20 protein-coding genes are annotated in these 19,042 nt (G+C 68.0%); 6 read left to right on the top strand and 14 right to left on the bottom strand.

Annotation, left to right across the window (positions count from 1 at the left end):
* Positions 1 to 37: 37 nt before the first annotated feature.
* The gene (locus tag VQ042_RS04540; RefSeq protein ID WP_331816019.1) at positions 38 to 826 is read right to left on the bottom strand and encodes a DeoR/GlpR family DNA-binding transcription regulator; all 789 of its coding nucleotides are present in this window, start codon (positions 824 to 826) and stop codon (positions 38 to 40) included.
* A gap of 130 nt (positions 827 to 956) precedes the next feature.
* Positions 957 to 1,814, bottom strand: a complete 858-nt coding sequence (locus VQ042_RS04535; RefSeq protein ID WP_331816017.1) for a D-amino-acid transaminase — start codon at positions 1,812 to 1,814, stop codon at positions 957 to 959.
* Between the two features lie 182 nt (positions 1,815 to 1,996).
* On the opposite strand from VQ042_RS04535, the gene VQ042_RS04530 reads away from it, so the two are divergent.
* Positions 1,997 to 2,776, top strand: a complete 780-nt coding sequence (locus tag VQ042_RS04530; RefSeq protein ID WP_331816015.1) for an SDR family NAD(P)-dependent oxidoreductase — start codon at positions 1,997 to 1,999, stop codon at positions 2,774 to 2,776.
* Between the two features lie 103 nt (positions 2,777 to 2,879).
* Entirely contained in the window at positions 2,880 to 3,662 is a 783-nt protein-coding gene (locus tag VQ042_RS04525; RefSeq protein ID WP_331816013.1) for an enoyl-CoA hydratase, read from the top strand.
* Positions 3,663 to 3,874: 212 nt separating this feature from the next.
* On the opposite strand, the gene VQ042_RS04520 is transcribed toward VQ042_RS04525, so the two are convergent.
* The 7 genes from VQ042_RS04520 to VQ042_RS04490 form a co-directional block, all read right to left on the bottom strand.
* Entirely contained in the window at positions 3,875 to 5,062 is a 1,188-nt protein-coding gene (locus tag VQ042_RS04520) for a branched-chain amino acid ABC transporter substrate-binding protein (protein ID WP_331816012.1), read from the bottom strand.
* 144 nt (positions 5,063 to 5,206) lie between these two features.
* Positions 5,207 to 5,560, bottom strand: coding sequence for a DUF6867 family protein (locus VQ042_RS04515; protein WP_331816011.1), 354 nt, complete (start codon positions 5,558 to 5,560; stop codon positions 5,207 to 5,209).
* Positions 5,560 to 6,309 (bottom strand): ABC transporter ATP-binding protein, encoded by a 750-nt coding sequence (locus VQ042_RS04510; protein WP_331816009.1) that lies wholly within the window; start codon positions 6,307 to 6,309, stop codon positions 5,560 to 5,562. Before VQ042_RS04510 ends, VQ042_RS04515 begins: the two co-directional genes overlap by 1 nt.
* Positions 6,306 to 7,283, bottom strand: coding sequence for an ABC transporter ATP-binding protein (locus tag VQ042_RS04505; protein ID WP_331816007.1), 978 nt, complete (start codon positions 7,281 to 7,283; stop codon positions 6,306 to 6,308). Before VQ042_RS04505 ends, VQ042_RS04510 begins: the two co-directional genes overlap by 4 nt.
* Positions 7,283 to 8,743: a high-affinity branched-chain amino acid ABC transporter permease LivM gene (livM, locus tag VQ042_RS04500; RefSeq protein WP_331816005.1), complete on the bottom strand. Its 1,461-nt coding sequence runs from the start codon at positions 8,741 to 8,743 to the stop codon at positions 7,283 to 7,285. The genes VQ042_RS04505 and livM overlap by 1 nt, the downstream gene beginning before the upstream one ends.
* 5 nt (positions 8,744 to 8,748) lie before the next feature.
* Entirely contained in the window at positions 8,749 to 9,666 is a 918-nt protein-coding gene (locus tag VQ042_RS04495; RefSeq protein ID WP_331816004.1) for an ABC transporter permease subunit, read from the bottom strand.
* Positions 9,667 to 9,896: 230 nt separating this feature from the next.
* Positions 9,897 to 10,679, bottom strand: coding sequence for a phosphatase PAP2 family protein (locus VQ042_RS04490; protein WP_331816003.1), 783 nt, complete (start codon positions 10,677 to 10,679; stop codon positions 9,897 to 9,899).
* A 225-nt stretch (positions 10,680 to 10,904) separates the two neighbouring features.
* On the opposite strand from VQ042_RS04490, the gene folP reads away from it, so the two are divergent.
* Together folP and folK are read left to right on the top strand one after the other, a co-directional pair.
* Positions 10,905 to 11,765 carry a dihydropteroate synthase gene (gene folP, locus VQ042_RS04485; RefSeq protein WP_331816002.1) on the top strand — a complete coding sequence of 287 codons (861 nt, stop codon included), beginning with the start codon at positions 10,905 to 10,907 and terminating at the stop codon, positions 11,763 to 11,765.
* On the top strand, positions 11,762 to 12,268 hold the full coding sequence (gene folK, locus VQ042_RS04480; RefSeq protein ID WP_331816000.1) for a 2-amino-4-hydroxy-6-hydroxymethyldihydropteridine diphosphokinase: 507 nt from the start codon (positions 11,762 to 11,764) through the stop codon (positions 12,266 to 12,268). Before folP ends, folK begins: the two co-directional genes overlap by 4 nt.
* Positions 12,269 to 12,298: 30 nt before the next feature.
* On the opposite strand, the gene VQ042_RS04475 is transcribed toward folK, so the two are convergent.
* The 4 genes from VQ042_RS04475 to VQ042_RS04460 all read right to left on the bottom strand — a co-directional run bounded on the left by VQ042_RS04475 (position 12,299) and on the right by VQ042_RS04460 (position 16,194).
* Positions 12,299 to 12,823 carry a hypothetical protein gene (locus tag VQ042_RS04475; RefSeq protein ID WP_331816106.1) on the bottom strand — a complete coding sequence of 175 codons (525 nt, stop codon included), beginning with the start codon at positions 12,821 to 12,823 and terminating at the stop codon, positions 12,299 to 12,301.
* 198 nt (positions 12,824 to 13,021) lie between these two features.
* The gene (locus VQ042_RS04470; RefSeq protein ID WP_331815998.1) at positions 13,022 to 14,125 is read right to left on the bottom strand and encodes a YcjF family protein; all 1,104 of its coding nucleotides are present in this window, start codon (positions 14,123 to 14,125) and stop codon (positions 13,022 to 13,024) included.
* Positions 14,122 to 15,567 carry a YcjX family protein gene (locus VQ042_RS04465; protein WP_331815997.1) on the bottom strand — a complete coding sequence of 482 codons (1,446 nt, stop codon included), beginning with the start codon at positions 15,565 to 15,567 and terminating at the stop codon, positions 14,122 to 14,124. The genes VQ042_RS04470 and VQ042_RS04465 overlap by 4 nt, the downstream gene beginning before the upstream one ends.
* Positions 15,568 to 15,669: 102 nt before the next feature.
* Complete coding sequence (locus tag VQ042_RS04460; protein WP_331815995.1) at positions 15,670 to 16,194, bottom strand: SixA phosphatase family protein; 525 nt, start codon at positions 16,192 to 16,194, stop codon at positions 15,670 to 15,672.
* Positions 16,195 to 16,479: 285 nt separating this feature from the next.
* Between VQ042_RS04460 and dksA the strand changes: the two genes are divergently transcribed.
* Entirely contained in the window at positions 16,480 to 16,896 is a 417-nt protein-coding gene (dksA, locus tag VQ042_RS04455; protein WP_024348614.1) for an RNA polymerase-binding protein DksA, read from the top strand.
* A gap of 165 nt (positions 16,897 to 17,061) precedes the next feature.
* On the opposite strand, the gene VQ042_RS04450 is transcribed toward dksA, so the two are convergent.
* Positions 17,062 to 18,795 carry a flagellar biosynthetic protein FliO gene (locus VQ042_RS04450; protein WP_331815990.1) on the bottom strand — a complete coding sequence of 578 codons (1,734 nt, stop codon included), beginning with the start codon at positions 18,793 to 18,795 and terminating at the stop codon, positions 17,062 to 17,064.
* Positions 18,796 to 18,878: 83 nt separating this feature from the next.
* Here VQ042_RS04450 and VQ042_RS04445 point away from each other — a divergent pair, with 83 nt between their 5' ends.
* Complete coding sequence (locus VQ042_RS04445; RefSeq protein WP_331815988.1) at positions 18,879 to 19,019, top strand: hypothetical protein; 141 nt, start codon at positions 18,879 to 18,881, stop codon at positions 19,017 to 19,019.
* Positions 19,020 to 19,042 lie beyond the last annotated feature (23 nt).

Raw genomic sequence — 19,042 nt, 5'->3', positions numbered from 1 at the left:
AGGCTATTACGAAACCAAACCGAAAGTCAAACGAAATTCATTCCGCGGCGCTGGGCTGCAGGGTCTCGTGGCGTGCAGTCTCGATCAACCGCACCTCCCGGTCCCGGCAGATCTCCCGGATCGCCGGCGTTGCGACGTCGGTGACGAAGGTGTGGACCTGCTCCAGATGGCCGATGCGTACCGGCGCGCTGCGCTCGAACTTGGAGGAATCGGCGGCCAGGATGACGTGGCGCGCATTGGAGATGATCGCCTGGGCGACGCGCACCTCGCGATAGTCGAAGTCGAGCAGCGAGCCGTCGGGATCGATCGCCGACACGCCGATGATGGCGAAGTCGACGCGGAACTGCCGGATGAAGTCGACGGCCGCCTCACCGACGATGCCGCCGTCGGAACGGCGCACCACGCCGCCGGCGATGACCACCTCGATCTCCGGATAGGGCCGCATGACGGTGGCCACGTTGATGTTGTTGGTGATGACCATCAGCCCGGCGTGGCGCAGCAGCGCGCGGGCGACGGCCTCGGTGGTGGTGCCGATATTGATGAAGAGCGACGCGCGGTCGGGCACCAGGTCGGCGACGGCGCGGCCGATAGCGCCCTTCTCGTCCGCCGCGATGGTGCGGCGGGCGTCGTAGTCGACATTCTCGACGCCTGAGGAGAGGACCGCGCCGCCGTGGACGCGGGCCAGGAGCCGCTGGTCGCAGAGATCGTTCAGATCCTTGCGGATCGTCTGGACCGACACGTCGTAGCGCGCGGCCAGCTCCTCGACCGAGACGCGGCCGGCGCGCTTGGCGCTTTCGAGTATCTGAATCTGCCGGTCTGACAGCATGGTCTTCCTCCTCCCGGTCGGGAGGATCATGGTCAAACCGAAACCCAAGCGCAAGAAACGAAAGCTGTGCACTCGATCAGAGCGCCAAGCCTCCGACGGGACGCTTTCACCGTTGCGGTTTCGGCCGGCCTCAGATGGCCGTTCGGTCGGCTTCGGCGAGGTAGATTTCGCGCAGGCGCTGGGCGATCGGTCCGGGTTCCCCGGTTCCGACGGGCTGGCCGTCGATCTCCACGACCGGCATGACGAAGGTCGAGGCGGAGGTGACGAAGGCCTCGCTGGCGCGCTTGGCTTCCTCGAGGGTGAAGCTGCGCTCCTCGACCGCGACGCCGTCGTCCCGCGCCAGCTTCAGCACGGCGGCGCGGGTGATGCCGTGAAGGATCGCATGCGAGAGGTTGCGGGTGACCAGCGTGCCGTCGGCGGTGACTATGTGGGCGTTGTTGGACGAGCCCTCGGTGACGATGCCGTCCTCGACCAGCCAGGCGTCGTCGGCGCCCCTGGCCTTGGCCTCCATCTTGGCCATGGAGGGATAGAGGAGCTGCACCGTCTTGATGTCGCGCCGGGCCCAGCGCAGGTCTGGCACGGAGGCGACGCGAATGCCGGTGCGCGCCGCCGGCCTGTCGCGCAGGGGCATCGCCTGGGTGAACAGGACGAGGGACGGGGCTGTGTCCTTGGGCGGGAACAGGAAGTCGCGATCGGCGGCGCCGCGCGTCACCTGCATGTAGATCAGCCCCTCGTCGAGATCGTTGCGGGCGACGAGTTCGCGATGGATGGCCAGCAATTCCTCCTCGCCCGCCGGCGACGGCAGGTCGAGTTCGCCGAGCGAGCGTGCCAGCCGCGCCATGTGTGGGACGAAATCGACGAGCTTGCCCGACAGCACCGTCGTGACCTCGTAGACGCCGTCCGCGAACAGGAAGCCGCGGTCGAAGACCGAGATGGTCGCCTGATCCTCGGGGACGTAGGCTCCATTGACGTAGACGGTGCGGGTCATGGGGAACTCCTGTGGCAGATCGTTTGCCGTGCATACGACGTGGCGCGGCTTCGGGGAAGTCGGGGCAGGAAGTTCGGCGCCGGACGTCGTTTCCGGCTTTCGCCGAACGGCGCGCGGGTCTACGCCTGTGTCACATCTGACGGGAGAGGGGCCGCGCGTGGCGGCCTGCACCCCTGCAACGCATGGAGGAATGCTTGGATATCGGAACGACGACACCGGCGATCGTGACCGGCGCGGGTTCGGGACTGGGACGGGGCACGGCCCGCGCGCTGGCGGCCCGGGGCGTGAAGGTCGCGGTGCTCGACCTCAACGAGGAGGCCGGCCGGGCGGTCGCGGACGAGATCGGCGGCGTCTTCGCGCGCTGCGACGTCTCCGATCCCGAATCGGTGCGGCAGGCGCTGGCGACCGCGGTGGCGGCCATCGGCACGCCGCGCATCCTCGTCAATTGCGCGGGCATCGTGGCCGGGCGCAAGACCATCTCGCGGGGCGAGCCCCATGATCCGGCGCTCTTCCAGAAGGTGATCGCGGTCAATCTGGTCGGATCCTTCAACATGTCGTCGCAGGTCGCGCAGCTGATGTCGGAAGGCGAGACCCTGAACGCCGACGGCGAGCGCGGCCTCATCGTCTCGACCTCGTCGGTCGCGGCGTTCGACGGCCAGATCGGCCAGCTCGCCTATTCGGCCTCCAAGGCGGCGATCGCCGGCATGACGCTGCCGATGGCCCGCGATCTGGCACAGACCGGCATCCGGGTGATGACCATCGCGCCGGGCATCTTCGAGACGCCGATGCTGGCCGGCATGCCCGAAGAGGTGCAGGCCTCGCTGGCGGCGGCGGTGCCGTTCCCCTCCCGCCTCGGAACCGCCGAGGAATATGCCCGGCTGGTCATCCACATCGCCGAGAACGCGATGCTGAACGGCGAGACGATCCGCCTGGACGGCGCGATCCGCATGGCACCGAAATGACCGCGGCGGCGGTGGCGGGGGCTTCCGCGGAGGAGGGCTCGTTCGCCGTCACGTGGCATGTCGACGGACCGAAAGCAGGCATGGGCCCGCAAGAGGAGGACAGATGAGCGAAGACAAGGTCGTACTCACCAGCCGGGAGGGGCGCGTGGCGATCCTCACCCTCAACCGGCCGAAGGCCCTCAACGCGCTGAACGCCGAGGTGATGCGTGAGATCGTCCGGCTGACCGGCGAACTCGACCGTGATCCGGGCGTCGGGGCGATCCTGATCACCGGCTCGGAAAAGGCCTTTGCCGCCGGCGCCGACATCAAGGAGATGGAAGACCGGACGGTGATGGAGATGCTCCTGGCCGACTGGTTCTCCGACTGGGAGATGCTGGAGCGGGTTCGCACGCCGATGATCGCGGCGGTGTCCGGCTTCGCGCTGGGCGGCGGCTGCGAACTGGCGATGATGTGCGACCTGATCATCGCCGCCGACACGGCCAGGTTCGGCCAGCCGGAGATCAAGCTCGGCGTCATTCCGGGCATGGGGGGCTCGCAGCGCCTGACCCGCGCGGTCGGCAAGTACAAGGCCATGGACATGATCCTGACCGGCCGGATGGTCGACGCACAGGAAGCCGAGCGGATGGGCCTGGTGTCGCGGCTGGTGCCGGCCGCCTCGCTGATGGAGGAAGCGATGTCGGCGGCGCGCACCATCGCGGAGTTCTCCAAGCCGGCGACGATTACTGCCAAGGAGGCGACCAACCGTTCCTTCGAGGTGGGCCTGCGCGAGGGGCTGCTGCACGAGCGCCGCACCTTCCACGCACTGTTCGCCGGCTCCGATCAGAAGGAGGGCATGTCCGCCTTCCGCGAGAAGCGCAGCGCGGTGTTCAAGCACGGGCAGGAGTGAGCGGGGACGCGGCCGAGCCGGTCCGCTGAACGGACCGACGAATCGTTAGGCGCTGAGTAGGGTCCTTCTGCGCCTGGGCACGCCAACGGCTCCTCGGCTGACATCCTCATTCGCCCAGAGGCTCAGGGCAACAGATAATGAAAAGGCCCCGGCGCGCAGCGCCGGGGCCTTTCGTTCTGACAACCGGCCGGCATGAGAGCCAGCCGCGATGATCAGTTGCTTTTGGTCTCTTTGGTGTCCACGCCTTCGCTCGGCTTCAGTGCGTCGCCGCCCGGCTTCGTCATGTCAGTGTTCTCCGCGACATTGACGTAGTCGTACTGGCCGTCCTTCCACTCGTAGACGACGTAGCCCGGCAGGGTGACATCACCCTTGTCGTCGAAGGTCAGGTCGCCGATGACCGTGGAGAAGTCGCCGTCATTGAGAGCGGTGACGACCGGGTCAAAATCGGTCGAGCCGGCCTTGTTGACGGCATCGGCCCAGGCCTGGATCGCGGCGTAGGTGTAGAGGACATAGCCCTCGGCGGTCTTGCCGGCTTTCTCCAACTCGGCAACGACCGGGGCGGCAGCCTCGTTCTTGCGCGGGTCCGGCGAGAAGGTCATGAGCGTGCCCTGGCCGGCGTCGCCGGTGATCGCCCAGTATTCCTCGGCGACGAGCGCGTCGCCCGACATCAGCACGGTGTCCATGCCCTGCTCGCGCAGCTGGCGCGCCATCAGGCCGGCTTCGGTGTGGTAGCCGCCGATGTAGAGCAGGTCGATCTCGGCTTCCTTCATCTTGGTGACGAGGGCGGTGTAGTCCTTTTCACCAGCCGTGTAGGCCTCGACGAGGGCCGGCTGTTTGCCGGACGCTTCCTCGTAGTACTTCTGGGTCTGGTCGGCGAGACCCTTGCCGTAGGCGGTCTTGTCGTTGATGATCGCGACCTTGGCGTCCGGGAAGTTGTCCGAAATGTAGTTGCCGGCCACTTCGCCCTGCTGGTCGTCACGGCCGCAGACGCGGAACACGCCATCGCCGGGGCGCTTGTCGGTGAAGTCCGGGTTGGTCGAGGCGGGCGAGATCTGGACGATCTGCTCGTCGGCATAGACCTGGCTGGCCGGGATCGAGGAGCCCGAGCAGAAATGGCCCGCGACGAAGGGGACGCCCTGCGAGGCGAACTGGTTGGCAACGGCAACCGCCTGCTTGGGATCGCAGGCATCGTCGCCGACCGACAGCTGCAGCATTTCGCCGTTCACGCCGCCGGCGGCGTTGATGTCGGCGACAGCCTGCTCGGCGCCCGTGCGCAACTGCTCGCCGAAGCTCGCGTACTGGCCGGTCATGGGACCGGCAACCCCGATCGTGATGTCGGCGAACGCTGCGCCTGCAAAGACCAGATTGAGCGCTGCGCCGGCTAGGAGTGCTTTCTTCATGGGAACCTTCCTGTTGATTCTGGCGGCCGATGGGCCACGAGGCGGTGTTGACCGTCCTCTACCGAGGGGGATTTAAGACCGGATTCGTCTTCGTTGGAATAGCCCCGGCACAGTTTTTCACCGGCGCCCATTCACGCGGCAGAATTAGCCATGGTTGTCGTGCAATATACCGTACTGCCGAGACATCTGGCGGCTGCGGACATAGCTGCGGCCTGCAGCGGCAAGGGCGAACAATACGACGAAATCGATCAGGCCGTAGTAGATTGCCGTGCCGAACGTTGCGGGCGGGATAAAGAAGGAGCCGTCGAACAGGCTGAAATGAATGAAGCGCACGGCGATGTTCAGAAGCAGAACGTAGAAGGCCATCAGCCCCCAGCCGTTCCAGGTCAGCGCCGTCGAGCGGCCGATCATCCAGGCGCCGCCGCCGCCGAGCACGACGGTGACGAGCAGGAATTCGGGCAGGGCGACTTCCCAGAGCATCCCCATTTCGGATTCCATCAGTGGGCTCCCCCTTCCAGATAGGCGCTGCGCACTTCCTCGCGGGCGAGCAACTCCCGGCCGGTGCCCGACATGGTGACCGAGCCGTTGACCATGACATAGCCGCGATGGGCCAGGCGCAGGGCGTGGAAGGCGTTCTGCTCGACGAGGAAGACGGTCAGGCCCTCATTGGCGTTGAGATCGCGGATGACGTCGAAGATCTGCTTGACGATCAGCGGGGCGAGGCCGAGGGACGGCTCGTCCAGGAGCAGGAGCTTCGGCCGGCTCATCAGCGCCCGGCCGATGGCCAGCATCTGCTGTTCGCCGCCCGACAGGGTGCCGCCGCGCTGGCCGCGGCGTTCCTTCAGGCGCGGGAACAGCTCGAAGACCTTGCGCAGGTCGTCGTCGAAATATTTCTCGTCCTCCATGATGGCGCCCATCTGGAGGTTCTCCATCACCGTCATGCGGCCGAAGACCCGCCGCCCTTCGGGCGACTGGGCGATCGACCGGGACATGATGTCGTGGGTCGGCATGTGGGTGATGTCCTCGCCGCGATAGACGATCTGCCCCTCGCTGGCCTGCGGATTGCCGCAGATGGTCATCATCAGCGTCGACTTGCCGGCGCCGTTGGCGCCGATCATCGTGACGATCTCGCCGGGGAAGACGTCGACATCGACGCCCCGCAGCGCCTGGATCTTGCCGTAGAACGTATGCACGCCGCGGACGGCCAGCATCGGCTCCCCCGTGGGCGTCGGCGCGACCGCGCTCATGCCGTGTCTCCCTGCCTGCCGTCGGCCGCGTGCGTCGATGCGCCGGCCTTCCTGACGCCGAGATCCTCCTCGACCGCTTCCACCTCCTCGTCGTCGACGCCGAGATAGGCGGCGATGACCTTGGGATCGTCGCGGACCTGGGCGGCCGAGCCGTCGGAGATCTTCTTGCCGTAGTCGAGGACGATGATGTGGTCGGAAATCTCCATCACCACGCCCATGTCGTGCTCGATCAGAAGCACGGAGACGTCGTGCTCGTCGCGGATGTAGCGCAGCAGCGTATTGAGCTCCGCCGATTCCCGCGGGTTGAGGCCGGCGGCCGGCTCGTCGAGGCACAGAAGGGCCGGGTCCGTGCACATGGCGCGGGCGATCTCCAGCCGGCGTTGGGCGCCATAGGGCAGGTCGGAGGCCGGATCGTCGGCACGGTCGAGGAGGCGCGTATGCTCTAGCCACTCGATCGCCTTGCGCTTGGCGTCGGCTGCCGCCTTCCGGTAGCCGGGCAGGCCGAACAGGCCGCCAATGGTCATGCCGGAGGCCTTCATCAGCTTGTTGTGCTGAGCGACCAGGAGGTTTTCCAGCACCGACATGCCGCCGAACAGGCGGATGTTCTGGAAGGTGCGGGCGACGCCGGCGACTTCGGTGATCCGGAAGTCAGCCATCCGCTCCAGGAGGAAGACGGCGTGCTCGTCGTCCTCGTCGTACTGGTTGCCGCTGCGGGTCAGCGCGGCGATCTTGGCGTCGGGGACATTGCGGCCCCGGCGCATGGCGATGCGGCCCTCGGTCGGCTTGTAGAAGCCGGTGACGCAGTTGAAGACCGTCGTCTTGCCCGCACCGTTGGGCCCGATCAGGGCGGTGATGTCACCGCGCCCGACGCTGAAGGACAGGTCGTCCACGGCGGTCAGTCCACCGAAGCGCATTGTCAGGTGCTCGACCGTCAGGACCGGATCTTGCAGCCATCTTTCAGGATTGTTCGACATCAGTGGCCCTCGCCCTGGGAGACCTGATCGGCGCCGATCTTCTTCTTCTCCTTGTAGATATCGGACGGCGTGCGCGACGAGATCAGGCCGCGAGGCTTCCAAACCATGATCGCGACCATGGCGAGGCCGAAGATCAGCATGCGGTACTGGGTCGGGTCGAAGCCCTGGCCGAACACCGCTTCGAGGATGGTGAGGTTCCGCAGGAGCTCGATACCTCCAATCATCACCACCGAGGCGATGACGACGCCGAGCTGCGAGCCGAGGCCGCCCAGCACCACGATCGCCAGGATGATCGCCGATTCGATGAAGGTGAAGCTCTCCGGCGAGATGAAGCCCTGGCGGGTGGCGAAGAAGGCGCCGGCGAAGCCGCCGAACATGGCACCGGTGGCGAACGCCGTCAGCTTGACGTTGGTGGTGTTGATGCCCAGCGAGCGGCAGGCGATCTCGTCCTCGCGCAGGGCTTCCCAGGCCCGTCCTACCGGCAGCTTGCGCAGCCGCAGCGTGACGAAGTTGGTCAGAAGCGCGAGCGCCAGGATGATGTAGTACAGGAACACGAAGCGCTGCACCGTGTCGTATTCGAGGCCGAAATACTCGGCGAAGGAATTGTCGCCGCGATTGAATTCCAGTCCGAAGAGCGTTGGCTTGGGGATACCGAGCAGGCCGTTCGGGCCGCCCGTGAACTCGTACCAGTTGAGAAGCACGATGCGGATGATCTCGCCGAAAGCGAGCGTGACGATCGCCAGATAGTCACCGCGCAGGCGCAGCACCGGGAAGCCCAGCATGATGCCCCACAGCGCCGCGAACAGGCCGGCCATGGGCAGGCAGACCCAGAAACCGAGGCCGAAATTCGACGACAGCAGCGCGAAGGAATAGGCGCCGACCGCGTAGAAGGCGACGTAGCCGAGATCGAGGAGGCCGGCGAGGCCGACGACGATGTTCAGTCCCCAGCCCAGCATCACATAGGTGAGGATCAGGATCGCCAGATCGAGGAGGTAGCGGTTCTGGCTCGGCACCAGGGTCGCCAGGAGATAGGGCAGGGTCAGGGCGACCAGCAGCAGGAGAATGCCGACGACCTTGCCGATCGGCAGGCCCCGGGCACTGGGCGCGAAGGTGCGCTTGATGAACCCGGTGATCGGCTGGTCCGTCCGGAAGACGAAATAGGACAGGAGGAACCGCACGCCGAAGGCGATCGCCACCCAGACAAACCAGAGGTCCGGCCGGAGCGTCAGGGCAAGCCCACCCGACGCGATGTCGGAGCGGAAGGCGAGGAAGAAGAGCGTGATGACCGCGATGAGTGCCGCAGTGATCGCCGCCTCCTTGAGGGAGCCGACGAGACGGCTGTCCTGGGGCGGCGCCTCGGAGAAGGGCGGCTCGCCGCCTGCGGCGGCGCGGCGCTCCTCGGAGAGGATTTCCGCACCCTCGGGACGGTTCGAGGCGGCGGGAGATGTCGTGCTCGCCATCCGGATCAGACCTTCTCGACTTCAGGCCGGCCGAGCAGGCCGGAGGGCATGAAGATCAGGACGATCGCGAGGATGGAGAAGGCGGCCACGTCTTTGTACTCGACCGAGAAGTAACCTGACCAGAAGGTCTCGATCAGGCCGATGGCAAGGCCCCCCAGCATGGCGCCCGGCAACGAGCCGATGCCGCCCAGAACCGCCGCGGTGAACGCCTTCACCCCGGCAATGAAGCCGATATAGAAGTCGATGACGCCGTAATAGAGCAGGTACATCATGCCGGCGACCGCCGCGAGGGAGGCGCCGAGGACGAAGGTCAGCGAGATCGTGCGGTCGACATTGACGCCCAGCAGCGATGCCATCTTGCGGTCCTGCTCGCAGGCGCGCTGCTGGCGACCGAGCGAGGTGCGCGAGATCAGCAGGGAGAAGCCGGCCATCAGCACGATGGTCATGCCGATGATGATCATCTGCATGTAGCTGAACTGCACGACGATGCCGGACGGGGAATCCATCAGCGTGATACCGCCCTGGATCTGCGGCGGCAGCGGCTTGACGCGGGCACCCTGGGTGACCTGCACGAAGTTCTGCAGGAAGATCGACATGCCGATCGCGGTGATCAGCGGTGCCAGGCGGAACGAGCCGCGCAGCGGCCGGTAGGCGACGCGCTCGACGGTCCAGCCCCAGAGGGAGGTGCAGAGCATGGCCACCAGAACCATGATCAGCAGCACCAGCGGCAGGAAGGTGATGCCGAGGGCGGCAAGCGCCAGGAAGACCGTGAGCGAGACGAACGACCCGATCATGAAAATCTCGCCATGGGCGAAATTGATCATGCCGATGATCCCGTAGACCATCGTGTAACCGATGGCGATCAGCCCGTAGATCGAGCCGAGGGTGATACCGTTGATCAGCTGCTGAAGAAAATATTCCATTGCCCGCCCGTTTTCCGGTGCTTCTGGGATGCCGGTGTGCCGCATGCGGCAGCGTCAGGAACGCCGCACGCGAAGGCATGATCATTTCCATAGCAGTGGCGCGACCGCAAGCCGAATGCGTCGATTTCGGGGCAGGATCCACAACATGACCGGGCGAATCAACGGGTTGCGGGCGTTCAAGCGCGACGAAAGGCGCATGAGGGACGCATGAAAACATCCCGCATGCGCCGTCAGGACGGCCGGGCGCCGGGCGTCTCGGTCATGCGTCCGGCGACGTCGGCAGAATCGCGCCCGTCGGCGATCGACTGGGCCTGCGGCTCGACGGCGCCGCGTCCTTCCAGCCAGCGCGCGAGCATCCACCAGCCGACGGCCCAGGCGGCGCCGGCGGTCCAGCCGGCCAGAACGTCGGTCGGCCAGTGGACACCGAGATAGACCCGGCTGACGCCGACCAGCACCGTGAGGAAGCACGCCACCGCAATCAGGTAGACACGCACGCGCTGGCGCGTCTGGACGCGGGCGACCAGGATCGCCAGGGTCAGATAGGTGACCGCCGACATCATCGTGTGGCCGCTGGGAAAGCTGGCGGTGTAGACGATGGAGCCATGGGGCACGAGGTCGGGACGCGGCCGGTCGAAGCCGAATTTCAGCAGCTGGCTCATCGCGAAGCCGCCGCCCACTGCGGCGAAGATCATCACCATCGAGCGGCGCTTGCCCTGCATCCAGAGGAAGCCGCCGGCGAACACGGTCAGCATGACCAGAACGCCGGTGCCGCCTAGCGCCGTCATGTCGCGGCCGAACTCCTCGATCCAGCCGGGGCCGAGCGGATCCTGGGGGTCAGTGGCGCTGCGAAACCACAGCAGGATATCGGTGTCGAGGCCCTTGGTGTCGCCTTCCACCACCTCGCCGGCGAGCGAGACGAACCCCCAGACTGCAGCGGCGGCGACAAGGGCGCTGATGAGCGTGGTGATCTCGATCCGCTGGATAACCCATTGGTGGACAGACTTGAGGTGCATCGGCGATCTTCTCGGAACTGGCGGGAGGGTCTGAGCCCCCACAGACTAGCGCACAGGGCGCGGCGGGCCAGTGCGCGGCCGGCAGAATCGGCGACGTGCGGTGGTCGCCGCACGGCTTCGACGGCCAAGGCGGCAAACCCCTTGGCCGTTGGGCCGCCGCGCGATTGCACGCGACCGGGGTGCGCGCTACCAGAACCCGATGGATTGCTCCGAAGGTGACACGCGATGAAGCTGATCGAACCGCGCGGCGGGACCTGGCGCGTGGCCCATGGCCGCAGCATCGACCTGAACGGGCCGGCCTGCATCATGGGCATCCTCAACGCGACACCGGACAGTTTCTCCGATGGCGGACGCTATGCCAGCGTCGAGGCCGCCGTGGCAGAATCGCTGCGGATGGTCGAGGCCGGCGCAACGATCGTCGACATCGGCGGCGAATCGACCCGGCCCGGCGCGATCCCGGTCGACGCCGCCGAGGAGCAGCGGCGCATCCTGCCGGTCATCACGGCGCTGGCGGCACGGTCCGACTGCCTGATCTCGGTCGACACCTACCGGTCGCAGACGGCGCGCATGGCGATCGAAGCGGGCGCCCACATCGTCAACGACATCTGGGGCGCACAGAAGGACCAGGGCATCGCGGCGGTGGCGGCCGAGACCGGGGCCGGGCTCTGCCTGATGCACAATGGCCGCGAGCGCGACGTCCTCGACGACATGATCGCCGACCAGTTCCTGTTCCTGAATCGCTCGCTGGACATCGCGCGCGGGGCGGGCGTGGCGCCGGAGGCGATCGTCGTCGACCCGGGCTTCGGCTTCGCCAAGGACGGGCCGCAGAACCTCATCCTGCTGGTCCGGCTGGACGAACTCCAGGCGCTCGGCCATCCGCTGCTCGTCGGCACCTCGCGCAAGCGCTTCGTGCGCGGCGCGGTGGGGCGCGAGGATCCCGAACCCGACATTGCGAGCGCCGCCACCAGCGCGCTGATGCGCGAGCGCGGCGCCGACATCTTCCGCGTCCACAACGTGCCGGCCAATCGCGACGCGCTGCGGGTGGCGGATGCCATGTTCCGCGCCATGCGGGGCGAGCGCTGGTGAGGGCACGCGCGTATCTGGGACTCGGCGGCAATATCGGCGATCCGGCCGCGAACATGGCGGCGGCGCTGCGCCGCATCGATGCGCGCGACGACACGGCGGTGGCGGCGGTCTCGCGGCTCTATCGCACGCCGCCCTGGGGCAAGACCGACCAGCCCGACTTCGTCAATGCCTGCGCCGCCGTCGACACGACCTTGTCGCCGCCCGAGCTGCTGGCGCTCTGCCTTGCCACGGAACGCGCCTTCAAGCGCGAGCGCCGCGAGCGCTGGGGGCCGCGCACGCTGGACCTCGACGTCCTCGACTATGCGGGCATGCCCCATGCGGACGAAACGCTGACCCTGCCGCATCCGCGGGTGACAGAGCGGGCCTTCGTGCTGGTGCCGTTGGGCGACATCGCGCCGGAACTGACGTTCGACGGCCGGAGCGTGGCCGACTGGATCGCGGCCGCCGACCCCGAGGGGATCACCCCGGCCAGCGCAGACGGGCAATGGTGGCGCGAACGCTGACGGTGGGGACGGCCTTAGCCGGCTGCAGCCTTACTTCGTCAGGGCACTCTGGCGGGTGCCGCCGGTGCGCTTGAGGTTCATGCCGATGACGGGCACGAGTTCCGAGGCGACGGTGACCGAGACGGTGATCGCCAGGGTCTGTTCGTCGGCCAGGCGGGCGATCATGGCGCCCTTGAGCTGCTTGCGGTCGAGGCCGACGATGATGCGGTCCCGGTCGACATTGCCGGAGACGATGTCGAGGCCCTTGCCCTTGGCGCCGTCCTGGAAGGCGCCGCGATAGCTGGTGCCGGCGCGCCGCACCTCGGCGTGCATGGGCTGGGAGAACAGGCCGACGCGGCAGGAGCCGTCGAGGGCCACGCCGGTATCCGTGGGATGCTCGGTGCCGGCGAAGTCGCAGACGAACTTGGTGCCCTTGTACTTGCCCGCGACGATTTCGCCCGGTCCGGACCACTGGCCGACGACCTGGCGGAAGAACGCCTTGTCGGGATCGGCGAGAGCAGGCGTCGCCATGGCCGAACCGGCCGCGATGGCGAGGGCGATACCGGCGTTCAGCATGCGGGACATGAGCGGACCTTCCTGACGGCACAAGTGGTTGTTTGCTTGGAGCGCCGTGCGTCCGACAGGACGCACCAGGGGCGCTCCAACCTTTTGAATCTCCGCATCGTGCTGTCCGAAATCGATTGTCGATTTTCGGGCCGATGCTGTAGCCCCTTTATGATCCGTAAGGGTTAACACAGCCTTGCACCGGGGCGCTCAACCGGCAGATCCGCCCTCGCGGGGCGATCGTGGCGCACCGATGACCGTCAGGTCGCCGAGCACGTCGGTGATCGACGGGCGGCGCTGCCGCAGGAACGGCAGCGGCCGGCAGAGATCCATGGCGGCAAGCCCGATGCGCGCGGTAAGGAGGCCGTTGACGACGCCCTCGCCGAGCCGGGCGGAGAGTTTCGCGGCGACGCCGTGGCCGAGCAATTGCTGGGCGAGCCCGTCGCCGATGCCGATCGTGCCGGTGACGGCGAGATGGGCGACGACGTCGCGGGTGAGGCGGATCAGGCCCAGCGTGCCGGGCCGCGCGCCATAGAGCTCCGACATGCGGCGGATCAGCTTGACCGTCTCGAACAGGACATAGGCGACGTCGACGAGCGCCTTGGGGCTGACCGCGGTGACGATGGACACCCGCTTGGACGAGGCGAGAACGAGGGCGCGGGCGCGCGCGTCGAGGGGCACCAGGATCTCGCGCTCGGCCAGCGCCACGAGATCGGCGCCGTCGATCACCTCGTCCTTCAGTTCCGCCATGCGGGCACGGCCCTTGGCGGTCTCCGGCCGGCCCGAGAGAAGGGCCGACAGGCCGCTGACGACGTTGCGGGCATCCTCGGTGCTGTTGGCCTCGTAGGCGGCACGGCCGGCCTGGCGCTCGCGGTCGACGGCGGCGAGCCGCATCAGGCCGATCGCTTCGCGCAGCGCGACGCCCAGCGCGCCGACGACGGCGAGGCCAGCCAGGACGAGGGCGCCCCATCCCAGCCATTCCCACCGGGCGAAGAGGTCGCGGACGAGGGCGTCCACGGCCAGGGCAACGGCGAGCGACACCAGAAGGCCGAGCGCGGCGAGGAACAGCTTGCCGAAGGAGAAGCGGCGCTTGCGGCGGGTCGCCGGATCGTCTTCGAGGATCGCGATCGCCTCGCGCTCGATGGCGTCCTCGGGATCCAGGCGAAGACCCGACAGATTGTCGATGGAACGCGGCGCCCGGCTCGCCGTCGCCATTCTGGGCTCCGGCTCCGGTCGCATGCCGGCCTCGTCGAGGCGAAAGGCGCCGGGCCTGCGCTGCGGACGGCGGCTCCCACCGGTCTCGTCGCTCGTCATGACAGCCGGTCTCCCATCAGGAACTGCAGGGCGCGGTCGAGCCGGATATGGGGCAGCGACAGGGTCAGCCCCTCCGCATTGCGTTCGAGCCGCGGCGGCTTGAACCGCACGAAGCGAATCGGATCGGGGGCGGCCGCGTCGACGAAGAGCTTCGCCGGGTCGGCGGGCAGGTCGCCCGGGAAGATCGCCGTCTCGGTGCGGCCGTCGAAGGTCTCGGTGCCAATGGTCTCGCCTTCGGCCGGCGTGCCGACGATGACGGGCAGAGTCTCGCCGCCGTCCTCGACGCTTGCCTCGCGGGTGGCGCGCACGGCGGCCAGCGCGAGGACGTCGGTGCGGGCGCCGGAGAATTTCGCCCGGGCGATGGCGTCGTCGAGCAGCCGGCGCACGACGCCTTCCAGGCGCCGGTGACTGTCGCGGTGCAGATGGTCGGCCTTGGTCGCCGCGACGAGGATCCGGTCGATGCGGCGGGTGAGGAAGGAGCCGAGCCAGGTCGAGCGGCCGGGGCGGAAGCAGCCGAGAATGTCGGCGAGGGCGGTCTCGAGGTCACGCACCGCCTCCGGTCCGGCATTAATCGCCTGCATGACGTCGACCAGCAGGATCTGCCGGTCGAGCCGGGCGAAATGATCGCGGAAGAAGGGTTTGACCACCACGCTCTTGTAGGCCTCGTAGCGTCGGGCAAGCAGCGCGGCGAGCGAGCCCTTCGGATAGGTCCGGCCGGCCTCGACCGGCATCGGCGCGAAGGTCAGGGCGGGCGAGCCTTCGAGATCGCCCGGCATCAGGAAGCGGCCGGGCGGCAGTGTCGACAGGGCGGCGCTGTCGGCCCGGCAGGATTTCAGATAGTCGGCAAAGGCGCGGCTCAGGGCGACCGCGGTCGGCTCGTCGGCCGGCGCATCGAGATCGGTGCAGTCGACGAGATCGAGATAGGCCTTCGCCAGATGCCGGCGCGCGGGCAGGCGGGCACGCTCCAGCGATTCGGCCGAGAAGGTCGCGAAGTCCTTTTCCAGAAGCGGCAGGTCCAGGAGCCACTCGCCGGGATAGTCGACGATGTCGATGGACAGCCGGCCGCCGGAGAACATACGGCCCCAGCCCGACCCGGACTCATATTCGATGGTCAGCCGCAGTTCGGAGATCGCGCGCGTCGAGTTCGGCCAGAGCCGGTCCTCGAGAATGGTGCGGATATGCTCCTCGTACTGGAAGCGCGGCACGGCGTCGTCGGGCTGCTCCTCCAGGAACGAGCGCAGGATGCGCCCGCCTGCCTGCGCCTCGAACAGCGGCAGCCGCCCGCCATGCAGCAGATTGTGGACGAGGGCGGTGATGAAGACGGTCTTGCCGGCGCGCGACAGGCCGGTGACGCCCAGCCGCAGGGTGGGGTGGAACAGGCCGGTGGTGCGATCGGTGAACGTGTCGAAGACGAGCCGGGCTTCGTCGGCAAGGGAGGTCATAGGCTGGGGCTGGGGTCCTCTCGGGGCTCTCTGTCGGTCGTGCAGGCCGATATAGGTCTGCCGGAGGCCGCCCGAAAGGCTGGACCCCGAGGCGGCCCGGTATCAGCCGTCTTCGTCCGGATCGAAGAGGCGGCGCAGATCGCCAGTGCCGGCCGCGATCTCGGAGAGCGGGCCGGGAAATTCCAGGATCGCCAAGCCGCCGGTCGGGAAGCCTTGGCTGGCGGTAGCCAGCGCGGCGGAATCGCCGGTTCCGGCGAGGGACAGCGTGAATTCCTCGATCATCGGATTGTGGCCGACGACGAGGAGCGCCTTCGTGCCCGCCGAGCCGCGCACCGCGTCGAAATAGGCCGAGACCCCGCCGCCATAGAGCGCGTCGGAATTCTGTTCGGCGATCTCGGTGGGCAATACCGGGCGAATCAGGTCCAGCGTCTCGCGGGTGCGCACCGCCGTGGAACAGACGACCGCGTCGAATGCGAAGGCCTCGCGCCGCAGATATGCGGTCAGCCGCCCGACCTCCTCGTGGCCGCGTGCGTCCAGCGGGCGATCATGATCGCTCTCGCCGGGACGGGCCCAGCCGGAATGGGCATGGCGGAGAATGTAGAGGCGGGACGGGGGCGCGGAGGACATGGCGAGGGACTATGCCGATAAATGCGACGCGGGCAATCGGTCGCCTGGTCCGTATCGTTCCGGCGGGCGCGGGCGAGCCAGGCTGTGGGTAAACGGCAAACCGTTTTCCGTCACGGGCCGGCCGTCATCGCCACGTCATCGACGCGGGGGATAGAGCACTCGGAAAATCGTGGGAAATCCGTCTCTTAGAAACGTCTTCACATTCTGGTTGTAGGATGTCGGAGTTAACTTGTTCCGTGAGACAAGCGTCGCTATAAGCCCGAATTGCGGAAACGGAGGTGCGTGATGAGCCAGTTACTCAATATCGATGCGACCTTGTCCGAAGACGGGCAGTTCATGAACGACCGCCAGAAGGACTATTTCCGCAAAAAGCTGTTGGCGTGGAAGGCCGAAATCCTGCGGGAATCGCGCGAAACGCTCCTCGGCCTGGCCAGCGACAACAGCAATCAGGCTGACGCGGCCGACCGCGCCTCCTCCGAGACGGACCGCGCGATCGAGCTTCGCGCCCGTGACCGCCAGCGCAAGCTGATCGCCAAGATCGACTCCGCGCTGGAGCGAATCGAGGACGGGACCTACGGCTATTGCGAAGAGACCGGCGAGCCGATCAGCCTGAAGCGGCTGGATGCCCGGCCGATCGCGACCATGTCCCTGGAAGCGCAGGAGCGGCACGAGCGCCGCGAGAAGGTCTACCGCGACGAATAGTCGACCGGCCGACCCCGCACGGGGTCCACATCCTGCATCGGGGGCGCGTGCCTCAGGGACGCGAACAGTCCGACCCCGCGTTTCTCTCTGACATCCCGCACCATCGACGATCGCCGCCTCTGGGCTGGCCGCGCCCGTGGCAGGCAGGCGGGCGTTTGATTGCGATCAGTTCGGCTTGGGCCCGCCCTTTTCGCCGAGGCTGAAGTCGCCCAGCAGGCGCTCCATTTCTTCCTCCAGCGTCAGACGCCGCTCAGGCGGCGCATCGGCGGTCGCTGGTGCGGCCTTGTCCTGGGTTTCCGCGCCCTGTGCCTCGGTCGTCTCGACGGCTGCGTCATCGCTCGCCGGCGCAGGCGGCGTCATCGGCTCGCGGCGCGGTGCCTCGATCGTCGGCGCAGGAACCGGCGACGGTTGCGCGGCTTCCGCCTTCGGGAATTCGGGCCAGACCGACGAGCCGACCGGGCGCGAGGACAGCTCGACCCGCGGAATGTCGCGCGGCGCGGCCGGATCGTCCGGGCGTGGCGCGGCCGTGTTCGTTGCGGCGGGCGCTGCGGACGAACCGGGGGCGACAATGTCCTCGCTCTCGTCGTCGCCGAAGTCGGTGTCGAGCTCGGCCGAAAGGAAGTCTTCCAGGCTCGGATCGGCGCGTTCGGCCTCGATGGGCGGCGTCTTCTCGGCGCGCGGTTCCGGGGCGGCAGGCTCCGGCAGGCTGTCTCGCGTCGCGACGGGAGCGGGCGTGGGGTCACCGGTCGGCGCGATGCGCGGTTCCGGGGCCGGCGGGGGTGTCCGGGACGGGCCGACGGATGTGGCGGCGGCCGTTGCCGCACCCGGCGTGGGGGCGTCGGAGGCCGGACGCGGCCGCGGCGCCGCCGCCGGCGGCATTTCGGGCGGCGCCTTGCGCTGCTGGATGGCAGTCGCGAAGCTGCGGACCGACAGAGGCTGGCGTGCCGCTACCGGGACATCGGCCGGCGAGACGGCGACAGCCGGAGCGGTGGCGTCCTGAACTCGCGAGAATTCCGGCGATTGCGAGCGGTTGATCTGCGCGCGCAGGTCGGCGCGAGCCATCTCGGCGTCGGGATCGGGACGCCCGGGCTGGCTCCGGGCAGCGGCAAAGCGCGGTTCGATCCGGCCGGTGGGGGCGGAATTGTTGGCCGCGTCCTGCGATGTCGTGTCGGCTTCTGGCGCGCGGACCGCGGTCGGCGTGGCCATCGCGCGCCGGGGAGCCGCCGGCTCGGGCGTCGACGCAGACGGGGCGGGCGGGGTCGCCGGCTCCGGTTCCGGCATGGAGGCGGCGGCGGGGCGCCGGCGCTCGGCCGGTGGGCTGTCGGCGAGGGCGGCAGCGGCGGCGACGCCCGATGCGGCGGCGACCGGCGACGGCGTCGCCGCCGGGGAGGGAGAACGCCGGTCCGGCACCGGCGCTTCGTCCGTCGCCCCATGGCGGGTCTCGCGCCGCGCCGCCGGTTCGACGACCGGATCGTGCGCGGGGACGCGCTCGTCGGCGGCGGGCCTGACCGGCTCGTGGCGGTGCTCCCGCGAGACGCGTGCCGTCTCCGGCTCGTCGCCGCGCAAGACACTCCAGTCGCCATGGCTGCGCGCGGCGGCCGGCAACCGCAGGATGCTGCCTTCCAGGAGGAGGTCGTTCTGCCCACCGACAAGAATCAGATGCTCGGTCTCGTCCCGGCGCACCAGTACCAGCCGGCGCTTCTCGTCGATGCGGGTGACATCGATCACCGCCAGGCGCGGCGTGCGGGCCTTGAACTGGGTGCCGATGCGGCCGCCGAAGGCCTTCTTGGCGAGCACGATCGTCGCCATCGCCAGGAGACAGACGATAACGGCGACGATGGCCACCCAGACGATCTGCGCGAGGCTTTCCCCAACGAGATCGACGATCCACTGCGGCATGGGCCGGGCTTCCTTCTGCTTTGGCGCGAGAGCGATTGCGCCCGATCTTGTCGCTCGGGCCAACCTTCCGCGGGATGAACCCTATGGGCAAGGGCAACGCCAGCTTGAATGGTCATAAAGCGTTGGACGGCGCGCGCGAAGGCGCAGCGGGGATTTTCCCCCGCAACGGGCCGAATAAATGCATCAAGCAGAACCCTCGCCTCGAATCTGCTTTTGATTCATAGTCATGGCGGCGCGGACAAGGAGC

This window comes from Aurantimonas sp. A2-1-M11 (assembly GCF_036549475.1).
In the GTDB taxonomy this organism is placed as follows: domain Bacteria; phylum Pseudomonadota; class Alphaproteobacteria; order Rhizobiales; family Rhizobiaceae; genus Aurantimonas.
Note: the sequence above shows the minus strand (reverse complement) of the source record. Positions and strands in the feature narration are given on the sequence as shown.

What these genes read in the sequence shown, in the direction of transcription:
- VQ042_RS04540 (WP_331816019.1), bottom strand. Translation starts at nt 826, where the DNA reads ATGCTGTCAGACCGGCAGATTCAGATACTCGAAAGCGCCAAGCGCGCC.
- VQ042_RS04535 (WP_331816017.1), bottom strand. Translation starts at nt 1,814, where the DNA reads ATGACCCGCACCGTCTACGTCAATGGAGCCTACGTCCCCGAGGATCAG.
- VQ042_RS04530 (WP_331816015.1), top strand. Translation starts at nt 1,997, where the DNA reads ATGGAGGAATGCTTGGATATCGGAACGACGACACCGGCGATCGTGACC.
- VQ042_RS04525 (WP_331816013.1), top strand. Translation starts at nt 2,880, where the DNA reads ATGAGCGAAGACAAGGTCGTACTCACCAGCCGGGAGGGGCGCGTGGCG.
- VQ042_RS04520 (WP_331816012.1), bottom strand. Translation starts at nt 5,062, where the DNA reads ATGAAGAAAGCACTCCTAGCCGGCGCAGCGCTCAATCTGGTCTTTGCA.
- VQ042_RS04515 (WP_331816011.1), bottom strand. Translation starts at nt 5,560, where the DNA reads ATGGAATCCGAAATGGGGATGCTCTGGGAAGTCGCCCTGCCCGAATTC.
- VQ042_RS04510 (WP_331816009.1), bottom strand. Translation starts at nt 6,309, where the DNA reads ATGAGCGCGGTCGCGCCGACGCCCACGGGGGAGCCGATGCTGGCCGTC.
- VQ042_RS04505 (WP_331816007.1), bottom strand. Translation starts at nt 7,283, where the DNA reads ATGTCGAACAATCCTGAAAGATGGCTGCAAGATCCGGTCCTGACGGTC.
- livM (WP_331816005.1), bottom strand. Translation starts at nt 8,743, where the DNA reads ATGGCGAGCACGACATCTCCCGCCGCCTCGAACCGTCCCGAGGGTGCG.
- VQ042_RS04495 (WP_331816004.1), bottom strand. Translation starts at nt 9,666, where the DNA reads ATGGAATATTTTCTTCAGCAGCTGATCAACGGTATCACCCTCGGCTCG.
- VQ042_RS04490 (WP_331816003.1), bottom strand. Translation starts at nt 10,679, where the DNA reads ATGCACCTCAAGTCTGTCCACCAATGGGTTATCCAGCGGATCGAGATC.
- folP (WP_331816002.1), top strand. Translation starts at nt 10,905, where the DNA reads ATGAAGCTGATCGAACCGCGCGGCGGGACCTGGCGCGTGGCCCATGGC.
- VQ042_RS04475 (WP_331816106.1), bottom strand. Translation starts at nt 12,823, where the DNA reads ATGCTGAACGCCGGTATCGCCCTCGCCATCGCGGCCGGTTCGGCCATG.
- VQ042_RS04470 (WP_331815998.1), bottom strand. Translation starts at nt 14,125, where the DNA reads ATGACGAGCGACGAGACCGGTGGGAGCCGCCGTCCGCAGCGCAGGCCC.
- VQ042_RS04465 (WP_331815997.1), bottom strand. Translation starts at nt 15,567, where the DNA reads ATGACCTCCCTTGCCGACGAAGCCCGGCTCGTCTTCGACACGTTCACC.
- VQ042_RS04460 (WP_331815995.1), bottom strand. Translation starts at nt 16,194, where the DNA reads ATGTCCTCCGCGCCCCCGTCCCGCCTCTACATTCTCCGCCATGCCCAT.
- dksA (WP_024348614.1), top strand. Translation starts at nt 16,480, where the DNA reads ATGAGCCAGTTACTCAATATCGATGCGACCTTGTCCGAAGACGGGCAG.
- VQ042_RS04450 (WP_331815990.1), bottom strand. Translation starts at nt 18,795, where the DNA reads ATGCCGCAGTGGATCGTCGATCTCGTTGGGGAAAGCCTCGCGCAGATC.
- VQ042_RS04445 (WP_331815988.1), top strand. Translation starts at nt 18,879, where the DNA reads ATGGGCAAGGGCAACGCCAGCTTGAATGGTCATAAAGCGTTGGACGGC.